The organism is Sphingobacterium kitahiroshimense, assembly GCF_025961315.1.
Taxonomy (GTDB): Bacteria; Bacteroidota; Bacteroidia; order Sphingobacteriales; family Sphingobacteriaceae; genus Sphingobacterium; species Sphingobacterium anhuiense.
Genome location: NZ_JAOQNK010000001.1, coordinates 1635299 through 1657018, shown reverse-complemented (window position 1 = coordinate 1657018; position 21720 = coordinate 1635299). Strand labels below are relative to the sequence as shown.

Annotated in this window: 19 protein-coding genes; 16 read left to right on the top strand and 3 right to left on the bottom strand. The window is 33.5% G+C overall.

Annotated features, from left to right (window positions below):
* Positions 1–389 precede the first annotated feature (389 nt).
* The 3 genes from M2265_RS07525 to M2265_RS07515 all read left to right on the top strand — a co-directional run bounded on the left by M2265_RS07525 (position 390) and on the right by M2265_RS07515 (position 3955).
* Complete coding sequence (locus M2265_RS07525) at positions 390–1334, top strand: Abi family protein (protein WP_132771193.1); 945 nt, start codon at positions 390–392, stop codon at positions 1332–1334.
* A 651-nt stretch (positions 1335–1985) separates the two neighbouring features.
* A complete protein-coding gene (locus tag M2265_RS07520; RefSeq protein WP_132771194.1) occupies positions 1986–2714 on the top strand; it encodes a hypothetical protein in 729 nt (242 codons plus the stop codon).
* A gap of 920 nt (positions 2715–3634) precedes the next feature.
* Entirely contained in the window at positions 3635–3955 is a 321-nt protein-coding gene (locus M2265_RS07515; RefSeq protein WP_132771195.1) for a hypothetical protein, read from the top strand.
* A 157-nt stretch (positions 3956–4112) separates the two neighbouring features.
* Here the strand turns inward: M2265_RS07515 and M2265_RS07510 are convergent, their stop codons facing one another.
* Positions 4113–4583, bottom strand: a complete 471-nt coding sequence (locus M2265_RS07510) for an SRPBCC family protein (RefSeq protein WP_132771196.1) — start codon at positions 4581–4583, stop codon at positions 4113–4115.
* A 386-nt stretch (positions 4584–4969) separates the two neighbouring features.
* On the opposite strand from M2265_RS07510, the gene M2265_RS07505 reads away from it, so the two are divergent.
* From M2265_RS07505 to M2265_RS07490, 5 genes are all read left to right on the top strand, one after another.
* Positions 4970–5785, top strand: coding sequence for a hypothetical protein (locus M2265_RS07505; protein WP_132771197.1), 816 nt, complete (start codon positions 4970–4972; stop codon positions 5783–5785).
* Positions 5786–5887: 102 nt separating this feature from the next.
* Positions 5888–6118 carry a hypothetical protein gene (locus M2265_RS07500; protein ID WP_132771198.1) on the top strand — a complete coding sequence of 77 codons (231 nt, stop codon included), beginning with the start codon at positions 5888–5890 and terminating at the stop codon, positions 6116–6118.
* Positions 6034–6270: an HNH endonuclease gene (locus M2265_RS26975; RefSeq protein ID WP_132771469.1), complete on the top strand. Its 237-nt coding sequence runs from the start codon at positions 6034–6036 to the stop codon at positions 6268–6270. The genes M2265_RS07500 and M2265_RS26975 overlap by 85 nt, the downstream gene beginning before the upstream one ends.
* A 149-nt stretch (positions 6271–6419) precedes the next feature.
* Positions 6420–6749, top strand: coding sequence for a nucleotide pyrophosphohydrolase (locus tag M2265_RS07495; RefSeq protein WP_132771199.1), 330 nt, complete (start codon positions 6420–6422; stop codon positions 6747–6749).
* Entirely contained in the window at positions 6749–8926 is a 2178-nt protein-coding gene (locus M2265_RS07490) for a DNA/RNA helicase domain-containing protein (protein WP_132771200.1), read from the top strand. Before M2265_RS07495 ends, M2265_RS07490 begins: the two co-directional genes overlap by 1 nt.
* Positions 8927–9033: 107 nt before the next feature.
* Here M2265_RS07490 and M2265_RS07485 read toward each other — a convergent pair whose 3' ends face one another.
* Both M2265_RS07485 and M2265_RS07480 read right to left on the bottom strand, forming a co-directional pair.
* A complete protein-coding gene (locus M2265_RS07485; protein WP_132771201.1) occupies positions 9034–9351 on the bottom strand; it encodes a hypothetical protein in 318 nt (105 codons plus the stop codon).
* Between the two features lie 21 nt (positions 9352–9372).
* Positions 9373–10572, bottom strand: a complete 1200-nt coding sequence (locus M2265_RS07480) for a hypothetical protein (RefSeq protein WP_132771202.1) — start codon at positions 10570–10572, stop codon at positions 9373–9375.
* Between the two features lie 460 nt (positions 10573–11032).
* On the opposite strand from M2265_RS07480, the gene M2265_RS07475 reads away from it, so the two are divergent.
* The 8 genes from M2265_RS07475 (at position 11033) to M2265_RS07440 (ending at position 21718) form a co-directional block, all read left to right on the top strand.
* The gene (locus M2265_RS07475) at positions 11033–11191 is read left to right on the top strand and encodes a hypothetical protein (protein WP_165905932.1); all 159 of its coding nucleotides are present in this window, start codon (positions 11033–11035) and stop codon (positions 11189–11191) included.
* A gap of 93 nt (positions 11192–11284) precedes the next feature.
* Positions 11285–12967 carry a tetratricopeptide repeat-containing sensor histidine kinase gene (locus tag M2265_RS07470; protein WP_132771203.1) on the top strand — a complete coding sequence of 561 codons (1683 nt, stop codon included), beginning with the start codon at positions 11285–11287 and terminating at the stop codon, positions 12965–12967.
* Positions 12968–12980: 13 nt separating this feature from the next.
* Positions 12981–13646 carry a response regulator gene (locus M2265_RS07465; RefSeq protein WP_132771204.1) on the top strand — a complete coding sequence of 222 codons (666 nt, stop codon included), beginning with the start codon at positions 12981–12983 and terminating at the stop codon, positions 13644–13646.
* Between the two features lie 439 nt (positions 13647–14085).
* Positions 14086–15555: a hypothetical protein gene (locus tag M2265_RS07460; RefSeq protein ID WP_132771205.1), complete on the top strand. Its 1470-nt coding sequence runs from the start codon at positions 14086–14088 to the stop codon at positions 15553–15555.
* A 6-nt stretch (positions 15556–15561) separates the two neighbouring features.
* Positions 15562–15954 carry a hypothetical protein gene (locus M2265_RS07455; protein ID WP_132771206.1) on the top strand — a complete coding sequence of 131 codons (393 nt, stop codon included), beginning with the start codon at positions 15562–15564 and terminating at the stop codon, positions 15952–15954.
* A gap of 2 nt (positions 15955–15956) precedes the next feature.
* Entirely contained in the window at positions 15957–17471 is a 1515-nt protein-coding gene (locus M2265_RS07450) for a hypothetical protein (protein WP_132771207.1), read from the top strand.
* Between the two features lie 4 nt (positions 17472–17475).
* Positions 17476–20877, top strand: coding sequence for a hypothetical protein (locus M2265_RS07445; RefSeq protein WP_132771208.1), 3402 nt, complete (start codon positions 17476–17478; stop codon positions 20875–20877).
* Positions 20864–21718 (top strand): hypothetical protein, encoded by an 855-nt coding sequence (locus M2265_RS07440; protein WP_132771209.1) that lies wholly within the window; start codon positions 20864–20866, stop codon positions 21716–21718. The genes M2265_RS07445 and M2265_RS07440 overlap by 14 nt, the downstream gene beginning before the upstream one ends.
* Positions 21719–21720: the final 2 nt, after the last annotated feature.

The following is a 21720-nucleotide window of genomic DNA, read 5'->3' as shown; positions in this document are numbered from 1 at the left end:
TACCTTTTAATTCCTGTTTCTTGTCATCTTCAGGACGATATTTTTTGATTAAGATCATTATTGATATGACATAAAGATGTAAGAAGATGTAAGATGAGTTTTCCCCTTTCTGAAAGTCAAAAAATGATGCGATTTTACTTCCCTGTATCAGTATGTACTAGGGATAGTACTTTTAGTGTAAGCAGCAACATTGTAAATGTTGCTTTTAAACTGATCATCAAGCTCTCACAATTTACGATGTATGTGTCGCTAAATCTAATTCATTGAGGAAGAGTGAAATAGTTTGAAAATATTTGTGAATTAAATATTTAAAATCTATATTTGTACTGTTATACCCTCGCACGCCTCTGACTCAAGCGCATCTTGCGAGGTTTTTTTTTGCCTAATTTATGAAATATTCTAAGGAAGCCTTATCTATCGATAAGCAGATTGAGCTTTTGCAAAAACGAGAATTATCTATTGGTTGTTTAATTCGAGCTGAAAAGTATCTTCAAAATGTAAGTTATTATCGATTGAGTGGTTATATGTTCCATCTACAGACTAAAACTGGAGATACTAAATTTTTGGATGGAACTACGTTTGACGATATTATCAATCTATATACATTTGATAAAAACCTCAGACGTATTTTTCTTGAGTATTTGGAAAGAATTGAAGTAAGTTTTAGAACAAAAATAATAAATACCTATTCAAATCAATACGGATTTTATTGGTATATCAATGATAATTACTTTCTCAATAAAAATGAATTAAGAGATGAGAAGGAGGAGATTTTAGGTTATCAAAATTATGTTTTGGATTCCATTCGAGTATCATTGAAAGATCCTAAGGAACAATTTCTTAGAGCTTTTAAATTGAAATATACAAGCGAGATACTTCCTCCTGAAAATATGTCTTTTGAAGTACTTTCTTTCGGTAAATTAATTAAGTTATATACCTGCTTAAAAAATGATGAATATAAAAATAGTATCGCTAAAAATTTTAAATTACCAAATGGTAAGTCTTTAGTTAATTGGTTGTTATTTTTAAATGATGTTCGAAATGTTTGTGCTCATCATTCAAGATTATGGAATAGAAAGTTTACGGCAAATAAATTATCATTTCCAAGTAGGGATAAGCACAAAATAATGGGGAATATTCCTGAAAAGGCTAATTCAAATGTATATGGGGCAATAATTGCGATTAACCATTTATTGAATACTTTTAATATTTCAAATTCATTTACGGATAAAATTGAAGAATTGGTAAAAACTCATCAGATTAAAGTCAGCAATTTAGGTTTTCCAGAAGATTGGGAAAAGAGAGCTCCGTGCAAAATTGAATATTTGTCATAAACTTTTTTGTGCGTTTTCAAATGTTTCACCGACTTCATATGGACTTTGTACTTGCAGTTCAATTATTCTTTCAAAATCAAATCTTTAATCATCTTCTTAAAAAATAGCACAAGCTAATCAAGAATCTGATTCGCTTTCAAATTTATTAGCTAATTATCCGTTAACAGTAGCTTGCTGTTCGAATCCAGATTGTACATATTGACAGGAGCAAAACTAAATGGGCTAACATAATATATTCCCACGTTATCGTAAGATTTCTTGTTCTTACGTTTTAAAGGATTATCATTGTTAAAGACTTTTACTAGGCCCGATTTTTCCAGTTTAAAGACCGCATGTTTCAACATACTGGCATTTCCCAGCTGCGCTGCAATATCGTTTCCTTAAATAGTAAAAGCTTCCTACCTAAAAAAGCTACAATAGATTATTTTAAAAATTGTAAATTGGATTGAAACCAGGATTTAATATCTCACTAAAATGGACCTCTTTTGTTGTACGTCGATTCGGGAAACTCACATTCAGCTTCCTGATCACATGGACGGCAAGCAATGATGTTGTATTTATTAATTAAATATCAAGCTGTAAAAACATTATTTTTTTGCTTTTTATTTATTTGTTAGCTAATTTAGTGTAATAATCAATTGTGTTAATTAAATGAAATTTCTTAAAAACCTGAATTTGTATACTACGACAAATTATGAAAAGTTAGCTTTTTTTGGCTTTGTGTTAGCTGGATTTATGCAAGCCCTTGGCTTTACCGTTTTTAATCAGTCCATTGCCCTAATTTACGGAATATTTGTGGGCCTTCAGCTTATTTTATTTTTTGGAAACTGGTATCATTATAGATCGGAGATGACCTGGGTAGTAGCAATTGGTACTTTTATGAGTGTGTTGGGTTTCGCATATTTTTTGTATGATCAGGTTCATCTCAAAAATGATTGGTATTTTCTTCCTTATGCAGTATTAATAGGAGGAGTGATATCAGTTGTTGTAATCGTATTTGTAAAAACAAAAAATATGGGTATGCCCAAATCGGTTTCTAAATTAATTGATTTAAGTGTTTTAGTCTTATTTACCACTATTTATTTAAATGGATTGCTTTCACTTGGTAATATTTTTAATGCCAGACAATTTGTAAAATGGGAACAAGCTAAAATATCAACATTTTGCCTTTTAGTTACTTTCGGTGGTAATTATAATGATGCAGTGTTTGTGAATCCGGATTGGGGTTCAAGATATATGAATCTGTTTTTTATGGAGAATGAAGGAGCTTTTTATGAGGAGATGACTGCTGAAGTAAAGGTCTTTTCCGGGAATTTAGGACAAGATTATATGTTAAAAACTTATGATAAAGATGAAAAAGAAGATGCTCGCCAGCTTTAAAACGTTTATGGATATTAAATAAATTGATAACTCGCAGAATCTCAATAAGTAAATTTTAAAGTTAAAAAAGTCTCAGATCGAAACAACCTGAGGCTTGAAAATAAACATTGGCCATAAATAAACTACAACTTTTTCAGGATAAAAAAGGGTTCTATCAAACTGATAGAACCCCGCAATCTGTCGATTACTAAATTATAATTGAAGCTCGTGATGAAATTATAAAAAATATTTTTTTGTTCAATGCTCAAAATTAAAAAACAGTGTTTGTACTTATCGATTTCCAGTATTTTAAACATGCTAAAACAGCTTTAAGCGGGTGCCTTAAGCTGTTCATCCCAACAAAGCGAAAGTCCAGTTGGACCTAAGTCAATACGTACTTGATAGGAAGGATGTTGTAGAAATCCTCTTCTATATGTTGTAAGTTTAAAGTCCCTATTCATTGCGAATAAGGGCTTTTGAACTCTTGAAATAAATTTTCAAAACGCTATTGCGAGCTGAAAATTAATTCATTAACTTTATTTTGAAGCCGTCGGAAGCTTCCAATCATATCAAATACATTTAGTCAGTACCCAATGCTGAAAATTCAAGCTCCAGATAATCATTTGGAGCTTTTTTTTGTTTTACACATTGAAAATATAAAAAATCATATTATTTTTAGATCAATAATTTACCTTATTATTTTATGAATATTGAAGCCTTTGGTTTTGCGGACCAAAGGCATTTTTGTTTAATATCTTGGAATTATAAATTATTTATTTGTATATCATAATAAAAACTTTAATTGGCTCCCAAAGTCAGAAATTTGGTTAAATTTTCAAACCTAGGTGCTCGCCTAGGTTTTTTTTGATTACTATAATTTTTAGTGTTAATTTAGTTTGATTTTAGTATTTTTAATTCTAGCTTTGAATAAAATTAAAATTATGGAACCGTGGAGAGTTAAAGAGAAAGAAGGTATTCCTGCAGAAGTTACTTCTTTGCACCGGTTTGCAATTCAGAATAACTGTTGGATCTATCACGATAATACAAGGATATTTTATACACCAGAAGAGTTTTTGGAAAAGTGGGAGCAGGTTTATAAAGAAGAACATACTGGCTTAAGTAATATAAAAGATTTTGCAGTTAAAAGTCCATATGCTGCTATTAAACAAAGGGCTGGATGGATAAAAAGAGCAAATGAGGAACTTCAAGCCTTATTGAAAAAGCTTGAAGATTATGATATAACTTTCAAACCACCTAAATAGCTTTTGAATGTGGGGGAGATTTGTGTCTGTCAGCTTAGGATCTGTCATTCGTACCACTTGGTGACTACGTAGTTCTCCATCATAAGGTTTCATTAGTGAAATGACATAGTCTTTGTTGGTAGCATGAAACCAGGCATTTTCGTCTTTTGTGCAATAATTAGATCAGTCTTTTCCATTTGTCCGATTCTGCGAATTCTTTAATCATACTATTTCTTGTCATGAGAAATTTGCGAAGATATGCTGTTAGAATAAGTTTGTTAAATAACCTTCCAAATATCCACATAGGCGATTGAAATGTAAAGATATCTTTCATGATTACTTTTTCACCATCCTGTTCAAATACATGTTCGTGGTATAGCGATTTGAATGCACCACTTATTTGCTCATCGACAAAGTAATAAGGTCTTTCAAAAGCTGTTATTTTTGAAGTTAGAATCTGTCTAATACCAAAATGTGTGGCTTGCCAAGTAACATATTCATTTAGCTCTATTAATCCTTGTGTTCTACCACCAATAGCTTTTTCATTTGTTTTTGAAGTCGAAATAGTATGTAAATCAATACTCCTAGCAAGATCAAAACACAATGCTATAGGTGCATTGATTATAGTAATAATTTCAATTTTGGGCATCTATTATTTCCTTATAATTGTAAAGTTAATAGAAATTATGCTTCATTATTTGAGGACATAGATAAAAATGGTGCCTTATATCAAGATTATTTCAATTATAGTGGACTGGGTTACATGGAGGAAAAACTATGGAAGAGAGTTCAGTATGATACAACTGGTGGTGAGTTTAATAGTTATTGTGTTCAATCTTACTCAGATTGAATTTTCATGTTATACAACATTCATAAATTGGAGATTAAGTTATGTGATTGATTATGTATCTGCTGCAAGTGTATTTAAACTCAGATCTACATGTAAATAAGGTGTTTAGAGGGATAATCAAATATTTACAACCTACATAAAAATGAATATTTTTGATTACCTTCAAGGTATCAAACCATGTCAGAATGAGGGTTAAATATCTTTCAAATAAATGCCTGCTCAATATCTCTATTCTTATATTATTCGCTATGCTATCAATTGGTTATTCCCAAGCACAAACATCAGATGATAGTATTGAAAGAAGGGTAGAAAAGGATATAGTCTGGATAAAGCAGTGGACCAAGTCAAATGTTCCTGATTTTCATTTAGTGAAAATCTTGAGCATGATAAATAGCGGCAATATTCCGAAAGAAGAAAAAGACAGTATTTTATATTTTTATCAGATTCCTCATTGGGGCGGTATGAATACAATTATTGCCCAACCTAATTTCCAGAGTCTAAGTCCATCTGAATTATTTACATATTGCATGATTAACTATGAATGGTATAATCAAAATTGTAGTGGAAGAATAATAACAAAGGAAGATGAACCACAATTATATGGCACTTTTTATAGAAAGTATAGGGAATTTGTTTGGAGCGATAGGCAATTGAATGCTTTAAAGCAGCATAGAGATACCATATTTCATCTTTTGCGTAATGTCATAAGTAAGGATGGATTTATAGGAACTAATTCTTTACTTATGATGGAATCCCTGAATTTTATAGAAGGGATTCCTATTGTATTGGAGCAATTGGATAAAAAAGAGAATAATGATTTATATACTTTGCTCATGTTATTAATGATGAAGGGGGATTATGCTAAATTCAAAAAAACAACAATTTATGAAGATATATATGGCCCCGAATCCCATATTCGAAGTGCAATCGATAATTCTCAGGAAAATAGAGATTTAATACGAAATATGGCGAAATCATTTTTTGAACAAAATGACAAATAAAGATTTAAGGACGTGGGAATTATAAATATGAAAATATCACTCTTATGTTTAGTAAGAAACTCCATCAATATTTTACTTTCCATTTCATTTTTTTTGAATTAAATGAACGAACTAAACCTATATCTAAAAGCATTTGTAAGATTAAAACAAGGGATTACCAAATATGGAAAAGCACCACATAAGCCAGTTTTCCTATTGACCTTGATTGAGTTAATTGAGAAAGACTTGGATCATGACAATCATTTTTCATTTCGCACGATGGTAATGTCACCAATGGACTTGCGCTATGTCCCAATCTGCACCGGGCTTTTGATAGTGGATTGGTTGCTGTAGATCAATATTATCGTATTTTGGTTTCAAAACATATACGAGAGCTTGGGGAGCATCCCTATAGTCTCAAAAAATTAGAAGGGGCTAAACTTATATTACCAAAATCAGAACAATATCATCCAGCACCAGAAAATTTAGCATGGCATAGAGTGTAAATATTTAAGGAAGGATAATCCCGATAAATTGTACAATAGTTATGTAGTACTGGATATAGAAGTTTTTTGATTAATTCCTCTCTCTAATTGTATTTCAAACAATATTTCAGATATTTGGGTAGAACCCTTAGCAGTTAAAATATTTCATCATGTCCGACATTCAACATTTATTAGAGCAGATCCGTCAGTTCCGAGATGCCCGCGATTGGGAGCAGTTTCACAATTCCAAAGATTTAGCTTTGGCATTGAGTATTGAAGCCTCTGAGCTTCTTGAGCTTTTCTTATGGAAAGACAATGAAGATGCGGATCCTGATAAACTCAAAAAGGAACTAGCCGATGTTTTGATGTATGCTTTATTGCTTGCCGATAAGCATGGTTTGGATATAAAAGAGATTGTTGAGGAAAAGATGAAACTTAATAATGAAAAATATCCTGTGGAGAAAGCAAAAGGAACGGCCAAGAAGTATAACGAATTATAATGATCAAACCTTTCCAGATTATTCCTTATCCATTTGATGCGCAGTTGGAACTTACTTTATTGCAACAACAGCGTGATTATCTTTCATGGCCGATAGTATACTTCCTTCAAGATAAAAAAGAAGCTTATGTTGGTGAAACCACTGATATGGTTACTCGCTTCAAAGCACATCTTAAGACTGTGAGGAAACAACAGTTACAGTCTGTAGCGCTTATTCGGAGTGAACTGTTCAATAAGTCAGCTACTTTAGATATCGAGTCCAATTTGATCCGCTATATCGCCGCTGATGGGCAATTTGATTTGCAAAATGGTAATCTTGGGATCTCCAATCATAAGTTCTATCAACAGAAAGAAGTTTACTGGGAACTTTTTCGTGATATCTGGTCAGAATTAAGGCAAATGGGTATAGCTCGTCATTCACTTGAGCATATCGATAATTCAGATCTTTTTAAGTATTCTCCCTACAAAAGCTTATCGCGAGAACAGACAAATGGATTAAAGATGATTCTTAGATGCCTGCTTGATGATCGTGCAAAGGTTAGCTTGATTCACGGTGGAGCAGGAACAGGCAAGTCTATCCTGGCTATATTTCTTTTTAAATTATTGAAGACCGATTTACAGGATTTCAATAAAGCAGATTTTGACGAGTCAGATGAGGAGCTATTTAATCTGGTGGAAGCTGTCCGTCAAAAATATGGAGACTTGGAAATGGCTCTCGTTATTCCAATGCAGTCATTTCGTAAAACCATCAGTAAGGTGTTCAAAAACATTAAAGGATTGTCACCAAAGATGGTCATTGGACCGGCTGAAGTGGCTAAACAAAAGTATGATCTCTTGATTGTAGATGAAGGTCATCGCTTACGTCAATGGAAAAATCTTGCGGCTTATTATGGTACATTTCGTAAAGTATCACAGCAACTGGGTTTAGATGAATTGACGTGTACTGAATTGGATTGGGTGCAGTTGCAATCCGATAAATCCATTATTTTCTATGACGAGTTTCAGTCTGTCAAACCGTCTGATGCTGATAAACAACGTTTTATCGATTTGCAGGCATTAGAAAGTACACGGATTGAACGTTTGCGCTCTCAGTTCCGCGTAAAAGGAGGAGCACATTATATGGAGTTCGTACATCAGATCTTCTCAGATAACAATGCACTTTCGCCAAAACCTTTTGAGAGCGTGCACTACGATTTTCAGTTATTTGATGATCTGGATGCCATGGTCAAGGAGATCAAGCGTAAGGATGATTCTGAAGGCCTGTGCCGTATGGTAGCAGGATTCGCCTGGGATTGGATCTCCAAGAGTGATAAGTCGCTTCACGACATTGTTATAGGTAATACTGCGCTTCGTTGGAATAGTACTGAAGTGGATTGGGTTAACTCGGCCAATGCGATCCATGAAGTTGGCTGTATTCATACAACGCAAGGCTATGACCTCAACTATACTGGTCTGATTATCGGTCCAGAACTGGATTATGATTTTGATACGAATGCTTTTGTTGTATATAAAGATCGATATAAAGACAAAAATGGGAAGAACTCAGTCAAAGATCTATCAGTTCTTAAAAATTATATCCTCAATATTTATCGTACCATCCTTTTTCGCGGTATTCAGGGAAGTTATGTGTATGTCTGCAATGACAATCTAAGAAAATATCTAGCACAGTACATTAAAAGACAGTGGACAGCAGACAAAATTGAAACTGATTATAGCATTACCGATACCCCATCTGAAAATTCAGTTCCATACTATGACCTTGAGGTCGCAGCAGGGAGTTTCTCTGAGCTCCAACAAGCAGAACATACTCGTTATATTCAAGTAAATGGAATCAAAGTAGATCTGGCTCGTTATTTTGCATGTAAAGTAGTGGGGGAGTCTATGAACAAGATTATCCCTAATGCCGCTATTTGTCTCTTCGAGAAATATCAAGGAGGTTCTCGAAATGGATTGATCTGTTTAGTCGAATCAAATGATTTTATAGATAGCGAATTCGGAGCTAACTATACCATAAAAGAATATAGTAGCAAGAAAACCATCAGTGAAGAGGGATGGGAACACCAAGAGATTACGCTTTTACCGAAATCAACCGATACATCTTTTCAGCCTATTATGTTGCGAGATGAAGAGCTATTGGATTTGAAAGTAGTTGGCGTGTTTAAGAAGGTGCTAATATAGGACTTCAAAAAAGGAAGTCATAGTTTCTGAAATGGTTATTTTGCAGGAACTATGACCAAAAGCAATTCTAAATAAAGCCGTATTATTAATTACAGCTTTTTCAATTCTTAATCACACATACTTCTATCCACATAGGTTTTCCCTCCGTTACCATTAATGTAGTAACATCCACCACGTGGACCTCTGATATATGATCTGGCGGAAGAATTTCTTTGTTTCTTAGAAGATTTTTCTTTCAAATTGGGGTTACCAGTTCCAGAAGATAGTTTATTTATAGATGATGAATTAGATTTTACATACTCCCATGTTCCATCCGATTTTAAAATCACCTTCTGACCACTAGCTGTAGTAGCATACTGGCTTTGACCAAATAAAGTCACTACAATTAGCGATAGTGTGAATATTAAAATTAGATTTTTTATCATGTTTTGTTATTAATAAAGATTTTAAGGTAAAGCTTCAATGGATTTATTATCCAAATTTACGCTTTTACGACCTGCCCAAGTATTGATGATATGTTCTGTAGCCGCTTTAAGAGATTTTTTATTGTGTACAGGATGATGCCCCGCATGAGTAAAAAACTCAACCTCATTATCAATTTTTGAATACCAAACTTTTCCTACATCTGCTTTACTTAAGGTATCTGGCTCCATAATTTTCTCAAAATTATTAAGCTTATCCTCATTTAGACCTACGATCTGGTTGGATTGTGTATTATCCCTACAATCTACCTTTATATACTTGATCCCATTCCAGCACATACACTCCTTATTTATAAATGAAAATATAACGATTACAATAATAACCAATATTAAACCTCCATATGGATAATTTGCTTTGTTCCTAAAAAAAGTTTTACCCTTTATAGTATTTGGTTTAGAAACTGCTATAGTATTAACTCCCCCAGATCCATCGCTAGAAGTTGATAGTTTATTATCCCCAATTGATTCTCCATAAAAACCTTTAATCCCAAATAAATTGTCTCCTGATAGTGGTGTATCTTCAGCTTTTCCATTATCAACATTACTATATTTTCCCTGATCTTTTATGATTGGTGAATCTTTATCGACAGGTTGGTTACTTACCAGAGTAGATACTGTATCAACAATATCTACAGCTTTCCCTTCAGTATTCCCGTTATGTATTACCAGAGTATCTGGATTAACTAATTCTTCTTCATACTTTATTTGACCTTCAGGGAAAGTAATTGTTTCTTCACAATCTTTTGGTTCTTCAAGAATACCAGGTTCATTTTCTTGCTTCATTGCTTGTGTAACGTCATCTTCCTCGTACAAGTTCGATTCATCTAGGTCGCTGGATATGTTCGTTTCTATCCAATCAGCACTTTTATAAGGCCTTTTTGGAAAATCGATTAAAATAGCGACCATTTTGACGATTCTTTCGCTTGGTTTTAGCGTTTCACCTATGATAAAATTTTGTAAAGATCTAAGTTTACTTAGGTCTGCATTATTGATAGCAGTTTCTATACTCTCATCTTTATTTGGACGAGAAAAATAATTTTTAAAGACGTTAATATCATCCTGAGACAATTGCTCATGTAATCGTATCAAACTATACTCCCGCAAGTTTGCAGGTGATGGCGTATTTAACTCATCAGGTAATACTTCCAGAGATTTTTTTTCCAAGTAAGCCTCTCTTACAGCTTTTTTAAATTTATCGAACGTAGACATCCTTGCAAAAATAAATCAATTATCCAATCGGTAATTACGGAAAACCATAATCAAAACATCTTTAAATTCTTCCTTCATGTACCGGAAATATCGGAAATACATCGGTAATCCCAGTAATATATCAGTAAAAGCAGTAATGTCGGAAACGGTTGGTGTATAGCTTTTTAACCGCTATACCTTTGTTTTCGAAGTCAGATGATAGATTGATTAGTTTATGAGACTAAGATACTAAATAGATTTCACAATGAGAAGATCTCACGGTAGTCGTTAGCCGGTTTGGGAAGCAGCTTTTGCCTCCCGTGAGTGACACTCTTACTTCCCAAAAAATTCAGAAGGCCTTCTGAAAACACATGTAGTAATCCTATGCACGGAGCATATGGAACTACCAGGTTTTTACATTCTAATTTTTTGAATCATGTGGAGTTTAATATTATATTTTTTATTCGGAATAGGTCAACCAAGTAGTTCACAGCCAACACAAGGAAATCCAACAACTATGCAAACATCAGGCTATGATGATCCAGATGATGGTGATGGTGGAGATAAAGGTAATACAGTACCACCAAAACATTAATTTTTTTTAAGGGGTAAGGAAACTTACTCCTTTTTAGTTACTCACAATTGTATTGTTGGGTAAAATTTGATAAATTCGGTTAAATCTTTAGCCGTGTATAAAATCTTAATCTTTTGCCTTCTACTACTTAGTTTTACTGTTTCTTGTACAGATGTTAAGCACAAAGAGGCAGAAAAAATATTGAATGAAAATGAATACTATGACAAAGCATTTTTTTTATGGGAAAATGGCAGAAGTGATAGTACATTTTATTACTTTAATAAGGCAAAGGAAAAGTATCTTCAGTACAAAAACAGCGTTTACGTTGCACGTTGTTTAATTTATATGGCTACTATCCAATATGATTCGGGTGATTTTTTTGGAGCTCAAGAGACAGCTGTGGAAGCCATCAAGTATTTGGATCCGAAAGACAAGAATCAGCAAGCAATATTAAGTCATACTTATAATACAATAGCCAATGCAACAGATGAAATGCAACAGTTTGATCAAGCTATTCCATATTATAGGCTAGCCATTCAGTATTCAATAGATCATGACAATATTTTGTTATATAAAAATAATTTAGCCGTTTGTTTAAGAAATGTCAAACGCTATGATGAATCTATTAAGCTTTATGATGATATTCTTACTAAGACTCCAAAAGGTACTACTGCGTACGCTAAGTTTTTAAATAATTTGGCAAAAACGAAATGGGCGTCTAGTCATTCTTATAATCCAATTCTAGTCTACCATATAGCTTTAAATATACGGTTAAAAGAAAATGATCTATGGGGGCAAAACTCAAGTTATGCAACACTTTCTAAATACTATGAAGGTAGAGATATGGATTCATCCATATATTATCTGAGTAAGCAATATGAGATCGCTAAAAAAATTAAAAGTGCTGATGATCAACTCAACGCATTAAGAGGTTTGGTCCAAATGAACCCTATTTACTCTGAGCGCTATCTCAGCACATATCTTAGTTTAAACGATAGTCTTCAAACTGCAAGAACAGCAGCTAAGAATCAGTTTGCTTTAATTCGTTATGAGTCCGAAAAGAGCAAAGCACAGAATTTAGTATTAGAAAAAGAGAATGAAAAAAAGGAATCGCATTTAATTATTCAGCGTATTGGTATAGGTTTTCTTATGTTTTCAATTGTCCTTGGAGTATTCTGGTACAAAAAACGTAAACAGCGACTTGAACTTGAAGCACAGAATAAGATCAAAGAAAATCAGCTTCATCTTTCGAAGAAAATTCACGATGTAGTGGCCAATGGAATATATCGTGTAATGACTGAAATCGAGTATAAGGAAGATATTGATCGGGAAGGTGTACTGGACAAACTAGACGATATGTACCAAAAATCGCGGGATATCTCACATGATGTTGAAGAGCAGACTGTAGCTGAGGTTTCTTACAGTGAAAAACTGGCAGATCTCCTCAAATCATTTGCAAGTGATCACCGTCGTGTCCTTATTGCCGGAAATGAACCAGATCTATGGACACGACTAAATAAAAGGGCCAAGGAAGAGGTTAGTCATGTCCTGCAGGAATTAATGGTCAATATGAAAAAGCACAGTCAAGCTGATCAAGTTGTTATTCGTTTTGAAAACCAGGGTAATCAGTTAGAAATTTTTTATAAAGATAATGGGATTGGTCTAGCAGATTCAAAAACATATGGAAAAGGTTTATCTAATATGGTTTCCCGTATCGAAGGTATTGGTGGTGAAATTATCTTTGTCAAAGAAGAGAGGAAGGGGCTTAGTGTGAAAATCAATATACCCATATTATAAAAAACGATAATGTATGTTTAAAAAAGTACTCATTGCCGAAGATCACGAGATGACCAATATTTCAGTACAGAAAACACTTAAAGATCTTGGTGTAGAAGATGTCAAGTACGTTCATTATTGCGATCATGCATTGACTTGGATAAATAATGCACTTCGCGATAAGGATCCATATGATTTGATTATTACCGATATCGAATTTGAAGATGATGAAAGTCCACAGCAATTAAAAGATGGCTTATCACTGATTAAAGCGATTAAGATGGTGCAACCTGATATTAAGGTCATATTATTCACAGCAAAAGATCGAACTAGTAAGATAAGTGAGATGTTTAAGTTAAATGAAATTGATGGCATGGTCCGTAAAGCACGGCATGACGGGCGACATTTACGCGAAGCACTTCAGATTGTATATAATAATAAAACCTATCAATCGCCAGATGTAAAAAAAGTTATTCAAGAGCGCAACTCGCATGAGTTTACACAATTTGATCTACACATCATTCGGTTATTATACGAAGGGATATCTCAAAAAGATATGCCACTTTATTTGCAGCAAAGAGAAGTTATTCCATCTAGTTTAAGCAGTATTGAAAAGCGGCTCAATATCATGAAAGATGTGCTAAATTTCACCAAAAATGAACAGTTAGTTGCACATTGCAAAGAGCTAGGTATTATTTAGATTTTTTTCACTTCGAATTTGTTTTAGAAAAAAGGAATTACATAGTCTAAATTTGATACTTTTAAAAATCATTCTTTAATAAAAAATTTTGCAATAAGTATTTGTTTGTCAATATTTTAATACAATTATAAATTTAATATTAGGCTATCTTTGGATAGCCTTTTTTATTTGTTTGAAAGTGACTTTTAGTCTTTAAGTAATATTCAGGTGTCTTAATAGTGAGAGAATATTAATTGGATTCTTTTGTAAAAACTTATCAGCAAATTATCAATTCCATTACCTGAAAAGGTTATTCAACTTTAATATTCTCTTCTAGAGTTTTTTACTGCTTTCTTTTTTCTTAAATGATTCTTTTGGTTATGGGAAACCGTAACCAACGCATACTCGCATCTTTTACTTTTGTTCACAATCTCAACAAAATTTTAAAAATTAATCTAAAATGAAAATAAACAATTATGGGAAGGTAGTTTTAGTTATCCTGACATGTAGTATCCTGTATTATAGTTGTGGGATTTTTGGCACAAAGTCAGAATTAACAAAAAAAATAGAGGAGCTAGGTAAAGATGGAGTATTGGATTGTAATGATCTAAATGAGTTAACCAAATATGTTCAAAAGAATTATGAGGATAGATCATTAAAGAGATTTATTAAAAACGGTAAAGTAGAGCAGTCTTCTATCAAGGAATATTTAGGTAAAAATGCTGGCAAAAGTAAACTTGATCTCGGAAACTGTGATGGAATTAAAGTAGTTCCTAATTTTTCTATTTATTTAGAAAATTCTGCGAGTATGGATGGTTACGTAAAGGGCGTTTCTAATTTCGAAGCAGTTTTATCAAACCTGGTTATTGGACTTAATTATCATTATGATCAAGAACACGTTAAATTCAGTTTCATTAATTCTGATATATATCCTAGCGATATCAGTAATGTAGATAGTTTTTTTAAATCCCTAGAACCTGGAGTAGCGCCTTTCAAGGTTGGAAATCAGTTTGTTTCCGAGTTGAATCAATGTTTTGAGAAAGTCTTAACTAAAATGAAGCAAAACGATGTTTCCATTTTTGTATCAGATTGTATCTATTCGTTAGAAAAAGGTAGGTCAAGTCAGGAAGGTTTGATTTATCAGGAGAACTTAACCAAGAATGCTTACATGCAACGCTTGAAACAGTCAGATTTTTCAACTGCAATAATTAAACTGAACTCTAGTTTCAATGGGGTATACTATAATTATAAAAATGAAAAAACGAGTCTACACAATGTAGACAGACCCTATTATGTTTGGATTATGGGAGATGATATACTGGTTCAAGATCTATTGAGTAAACTTAAACTAGAAGATTTACCCGGTTATCAGAATAGCTTTTTTTTAGAAGGAAAGAAAGATGTTAATCCAAATACACAGTATCTGTCCACGAATAGTAAAGGTCAAGCACATTACCGTGCTAACGAACCCACATCTTTGAAGAAGATTAAGTTTTTAGATGGAATATTTCAGTTTTCTTTAGCAGTAGATCTAAATAATTTTCCCGATAAAAAATCGCTATTGGATATTGATAACTATTCCATCAGTTCTGGTGCTAGTGTAGTTGCTATTCAAGAAATTCCAAAAAATAATCAACCGGCATTGATCAAACAAAATGATTGGAATAGAATTAAAGACAACGGATTTACTCATTTAATGACCTTGAAAATTGATCAAAAAACATTTCCTGAACAATTAAATATCAGCTATCGAAGTCAAATTCCAAATTGGATAAGCAGCTCGTCAACAAGAGATGATTCCGATGTACATAGCACGCTTCAACAGACATTTGGCTTCAATAATTTAGTTCATGGAGTTTATGAAGCTTACAAAATTCACAATAACAACAATGACGTCTTATTTGAAATTAAATATAATCTAACTAAATAACCAACTATGAATGATTTTTTTGCAAGTTTTTATGAGAAGTTTTATTACGCAACAGATTTCTCATTAGAGATGTTCGAACGGTTTCTCTATCAAAGGTATGCACTTGCTGCGATTTTATGTGCTCTTGCGTTTTCACTAATTTATTATTTTCTATTAGATAGACCAAAGTTTGCTAAACGTATTGTTTGGTTAATACTGCTATTATTAAGCGCTGTAATAAGTGCAGTATTTTTATACAATGATTGTAAGGGGATTTTTGAAAACGAAAGTTTAGATTTTCGAAGTGAAGCATATTCAGCACTAGCTTTTGGCAGTTTTCTTTTAACCACATTGCTTTTCATTGTTTTATCGCTTTTATTCAAAAAGCTATCAAAGAATGTATCCAAAATTCCATTTTAATCATGCCTAAATTATATGTTTTTGCAATAGGGGGGACAGGGTCTCGCGTATTGAAATCATTAACAATGCTACTTGCTTCAGGAGTTCGTACAGGATATGAGGTAGTTCCAATCATATTAGATCCGGACTCATCTGCAGCTGATGTCGCTAAAACGGAGTCCTTATTAAATGAATATCGTAATATTCAGAAAGCCGTAGCTCCAGAAAACGAAAATGTTTTTTTTAAGAACAAGATAGAATCTCTTGGAGACGTGATCGGTACAGTCGGGACAAATGCTATAGGAAAAGAGTTTCGTTTGAGTATTGACGGACTTAATGGGGGAAAATTTAAAGATTTTATCGATTACAATGTGCTAGAAGATGGGGGCAGTAATCAAGCACTCATGGATATATTATTTTCAGAAGCAAATCTCAATTTAGATCTAGAGGTTGGGTTTCAAGGTAATCCCAATATTGGTTCTATTGTATTAAATAAGTTTACCGAATCGGATGAATTTAATCAATTTGCTAATTGCTTTACCAGTAGTGACCGAATCTTTATTATTTCATCCATTTTTGGAGGAACGGGTGCAGCAGGTTTTCCATTAATTCTGAAGAATATTCGACAAGGCATTGTTAATGGAAAAAACTTTGATCACCTTCGCAATGCTGTTGTTGGCGCAATAACGGTCATGCCTTATTTCAAGTTAGATGGTGATCTTACAGATAGTATTCAGAGCTCGACTTTCTATTCTAAAACCAAGGCGGCATTACAATATTATCATAATAATATAAGTGAAAGCAAGGATATCAATGCCCTTTATTATATCGCAGATGATAATAACAATGTTTATAAGAATGTCGTTGGTGGTAGTGGACAGAAAAATGATAGCCATTTTGTCGAATTAGCGGCGGCGCTCGCTATCGTTGATTTTGCCAATGATAATACATTGGAAACCAGCAATGGAAATGCCCAAAACCCGAAGTACAAAGAGTTTGGTGTTAATGATCTATCATTGGAACATCCTGTAGTTACTTTTAAAGATTTAGCTCTTGAAACTCAAAATCAGATCCAAGTTAATTTAACCCAATTGTTGTGTTTTTCATTGTACTTGGAAAATGAGCTAAAGGAAAACTTATCTGCACCTTTTGCAAAGGAAACATCACCATTAATCGATCAAAACTTTTTAAGTTCTACATTTTACGCTCATTTAACCAGATTCTTACAACAATATCGAATATGGTTAGGAGAAATGAAACGAAATAGGATCAGTTTTGCTCCTTTTAATATCAAAGAAATTATCGATAATCAAGGTTCCGTTACTGGAATTACTACCCAGAACTCGGATTTACTTCAATTAGTTGCTGGCATCGCAGAGAGAAAAGGACTCTTCAAATTATTTAAGGAGAAAAGCTATGATTTATTGACTGCAGCCTTGAATGAACATCGTAAAAGTAAATATCCAACAGTAGAAAACAAGCTATTGGTGAAGTTTTATAATGCGACTGATAGTATGTTAATCAAAAACTTATTTTAATATTATGGCAAAAGTTTTTAGACTTTTTGAAGATACCCCAATGACACATTGGCAAGCACGAGGAACAGATTATAGTAGTGTTGTTATTGATAAAATTATAAGCCCTGACGGCGATCAAAGTAATGCATTACCAACCTCTATACCATCACCATTTGCGCGATTGGATTTGTTTCATTCGGCATTTAAACATTTCAATGATTTAAAGAATAAATTAGATGGATATACGCATCATCACAAATTAGTAAGTGATTGTCTGGATCTATTGGAACTGCTCTATAATAAAGATTCTATCAATGGTGAGTTGACAATTAAGGTTTGGGATAAACAGCGCGATCTGGTCAAGTTAGTAGAATCCAGTTATTCCCGTCACCAATTACTGGGACGTACATTGGATCTTTTTCTTAAACAGGACGATCAAGCATTTAATTTTGATAAGCTTAATCGAATTTACATTTTCTATTTCAATCATAAAATTATTGGTGCCACCTCTCCAAAGACACTCGTATTTACTTCAGCCAATGATTTGGGTTTTGCACAAGTTACTTTACATGACCGTAAGTTATTTACGGAGCCTGCATCACTAAAAAATAGAGATGAAGACTTTATTCTCTATTTGATGGCTTTTTTTAAGGAAAATCCTTCATTGAACCAGTATATGTCCACGTTTCATAATTACGTAAAACGCAATATCAAAGAAAAAATGGATACAGACAGCGTATTTATGACGGCGGTGAATACTTTGGATGCTCAATTTTTAGAGAACAAAACAACGATCGATGGAAATGATTATCTCGTTGAAGTATTTAATGTGCCTTTTCGTACCAAAAGTGTAAAAAATACCCATGAGCGAATCGGTAGAGAATCTCAGTTTTTGATTCATGCATCCAAAACGGTACAAGGTCTTCTCCCTATGGTACTTGCGACCAACGGAAATTTAGGTATGCTTGATTATTTGTACCAAGGAGTTAAATGGGACGTCAATACAAAGGTTCAGCATCCGACGGATCAAATACTAGATATACGGATCTTACCCGGCAAGGATATTAAGTACCCTTTTTTGACCGTAGATGATTTTCTGGAGTCCGAGATTTACGAGACACCTTATGAAGTTAATAAAGAATCTTTTTTTGATGGAAATTTCTCTAACGATTCCGACCAGCAAGGGGTTGGCTATCTTCTCCCTTTAAAATCTACATTTTTCACTTATTTCAGCGAGAAAGATCTGATCGAATGTAGTTTTTCTGGAAAGAAAATGATTGAGATAATAAAGAAGAAGAGTTCAGTTAATGTGAAGTTGCGGATTCCGATTGACGGGGGACGGCATGTTGTCGAATTGGAAAAGAAGTATGATACAATGGATATGAATTCTCAGAAAGGGAAAATAATACCTTGTGCTAAATATTTCCAGTTATTTCCAATTCAAAAGGCTACTGTGAATCCTAATTATTATGTTCAGGTTATCGACGAGGGATTAAATGATTATAGCCATGCCTTTCAGCTTGCTTTTGATGGCATGCCTGCTGCTGCCAGGAGTATGAAAGCGAGGCGTGATAGCCGCAATGGATCATTTTATAATACCTATTATTTTAGATGTAGACAGCATTTTAATGCCATCCATTTTCAAGAAGAAGGAAGTTCTTGCCGTAATTATCTTATTCCTTTATGGCGAGATGAACGCCATATTGGTGGAGCATTTACTTTTGCCCTTGATTTTGGTACCTCTAACACTCATGTTGAGTATGCTGTTAATGGAAGTGTACCTTCACCATTGGATCTACCATTCGATAAAAATGGTTTTGCTACGTCATTTAATAAGCTAGATACTGATATTAGTAGCTTGAATGAAATTCAGAATCATAAGGATTTAGAATTTATAGCAGAGAATGTGTCAAAAGGATCGAATTATAATTTCCCAATTCGAACAGTCCTTTTCGATTATAATAATTTTAATCCAGCTAACTATCAATCCATTTTGGATTATAATATTGGGTTTACTTACGAAAAAACTAGCTTACCTACTTTCAATAATGTTACACCAAGAACTAATCTTAAATGGGTAAATGGTATTGAGAATCTAGAGGGTGAAGCTTGGGTACATTCCTTTTTGGAACAGCTTGTTGTCATGTGTAAAACCAAAGTGTTAGTCGAACGAGGCGACCTTTCTAAAACAAGATTTACTTGGACTTATCCATTAAGTTATGGGCAGTATAAAATAAATTTAATTGCTGGATTGATAGAACAACTTGTTGCCATTCATTTTGGTCAAGGAATTGAAATAATAAAACTCTCCGAGTCTATTGCTCCATTTTATTCAATTGCGAGTACCGGAAAGATTTTAGGAACTACTAATACCATTTTATCTCTAGACATTGGAGGTGGAACTATTGATAGCGTTGTATATCAGAATCGAAAAGTTATTAATATTTCATCTGTACTTTTTGGCGCCAATTATCTTTATTCCGCGGGTTATGCGACAGATTTTAGATCCAATGGATTTTACAAACTTGGTACTAAGTTTTTTTCTGGATTATCTAGTGTAAAAGGCTACCATAATTTACATGAGATAGAGGCTACAATCCAGCAAGGTGGTAAGATCGAAGATATCATTGCTTATTATTTTTCCATTGATAAGAAAAAAGAACTACAAGATGTGAACAACAAAAGCTTTAATGGATTCTTAGCAATGCATTCTAATGAACGGGCTGTATTTTTATTCTATCTTGCCGCTATCATCTATAATAGCGTTAAAGCAATGAAGATTGCTGATATACCTGCCCCCAGCTACTTGACCTTTTCCGGAACAGGATCTAAATTCTTATCGATTATTGATAAGACTATTAAAAAGGAAAGTATTGTCACATATGCAACTGCAATTATTAATGCTGTTTACGGATTGCATGAATCTCCCGACAAAATGCGAGTAAAGGTATTGGTGCCGGATAATCCAAAAGAACTGACTTCAAAAGGAGCAATAAATGTACTGGAAGAAGGAGAAGAGATTCTCGCAGAACTTTCCATGAATAGTCTCGATGAAAAGTTTCGAAGTTATTTAGGAGATAACGAAGGAACCATTATATCTAATGATAATCCATTGAATTACGAGGATCTAAAAGGTCAATTTAATGAAAGTGTATTTGTAGCTTATAAGGAGTTTGTTTCCTTGTTCCTTCAACTGCCAGGGATTAATTATAAGAATGATTTTGGTATCGATTATGATCTCAAACGAAAATTTGAAAGTATCCTACTAGATAAGAAGGTTGCCATTGAATTTCTGGAAGCAGGTCTCGCACAGCGACTCAAACAGATTTCGATGACAGATATGGTATCGGATAATCTGTCTTTCCACATCGTTCGCGGTATGCTAGGTGAAATGTTAAATAAATTACAAGAAGATGAAAATTGGTAAAATAAACAAAAGTTTAATAATTGTAGCACTGCTATTGGCAATCAAACCAAGCTCTGCATTTGCTCAACAGAGTGATATTGATAGTCAAACACTTTTAATGTCTGATATGACGTTGCAATATGTAGTTATCGGATTAGGGGTGACAGTTTTGTTTCTCCTGGTCGCAATGATAATCCAATCGAATAATCAAAAAGGAGCGATTTCTGAATTAGAAAACAGAATCAAATTTCTGGATAAACAGTCTTTGAATCAAAGTCAAACGTCCAGACCACAAGTATCTTCAACCTTAAGTAGGTCTAATGAATCAGATATTGATACACTAAAAAAGCAGATTCAAGAACTGGTGCGAAAGATCGAGGAATTGAACAAAAAAGTTGATGCGAATGATGTAAAGTCTAATCAAGTAGTTCCTGTAGATGGAAGTGTTTCGACTGAATCTTCATCAACTGTTGAGACAATAGAATCCGTAATTCACCAAGATGTGGAGACTCCTTCGGAACCGATAATTCTTTCAGTTCCTCAGCAGCAGGAATACGTCGGGAATTGTATGACTGGTGGAGCTTTTCAGGACCTTCAGTCTGTCAGTAAAAAAGATAGACGTACACCATATATTATCTCAATGCGTGATAATGAATATTATTTTCGCTTGGATGAATCAAATCTGGACGCCATTACAAACTCATTACAACATCGTGATAGCTATATTGATGGTTTTTGTGAATCATTGAATAATTACTTTCCTGGTGCAAAGTCTTTTGTTCAAGAATCTAAAGTTGGCAGGCTTCAGAAAGTTGAAAATAGGTTGCAGGTTATAGAAAAAATTAATATCAAATATATTTAACC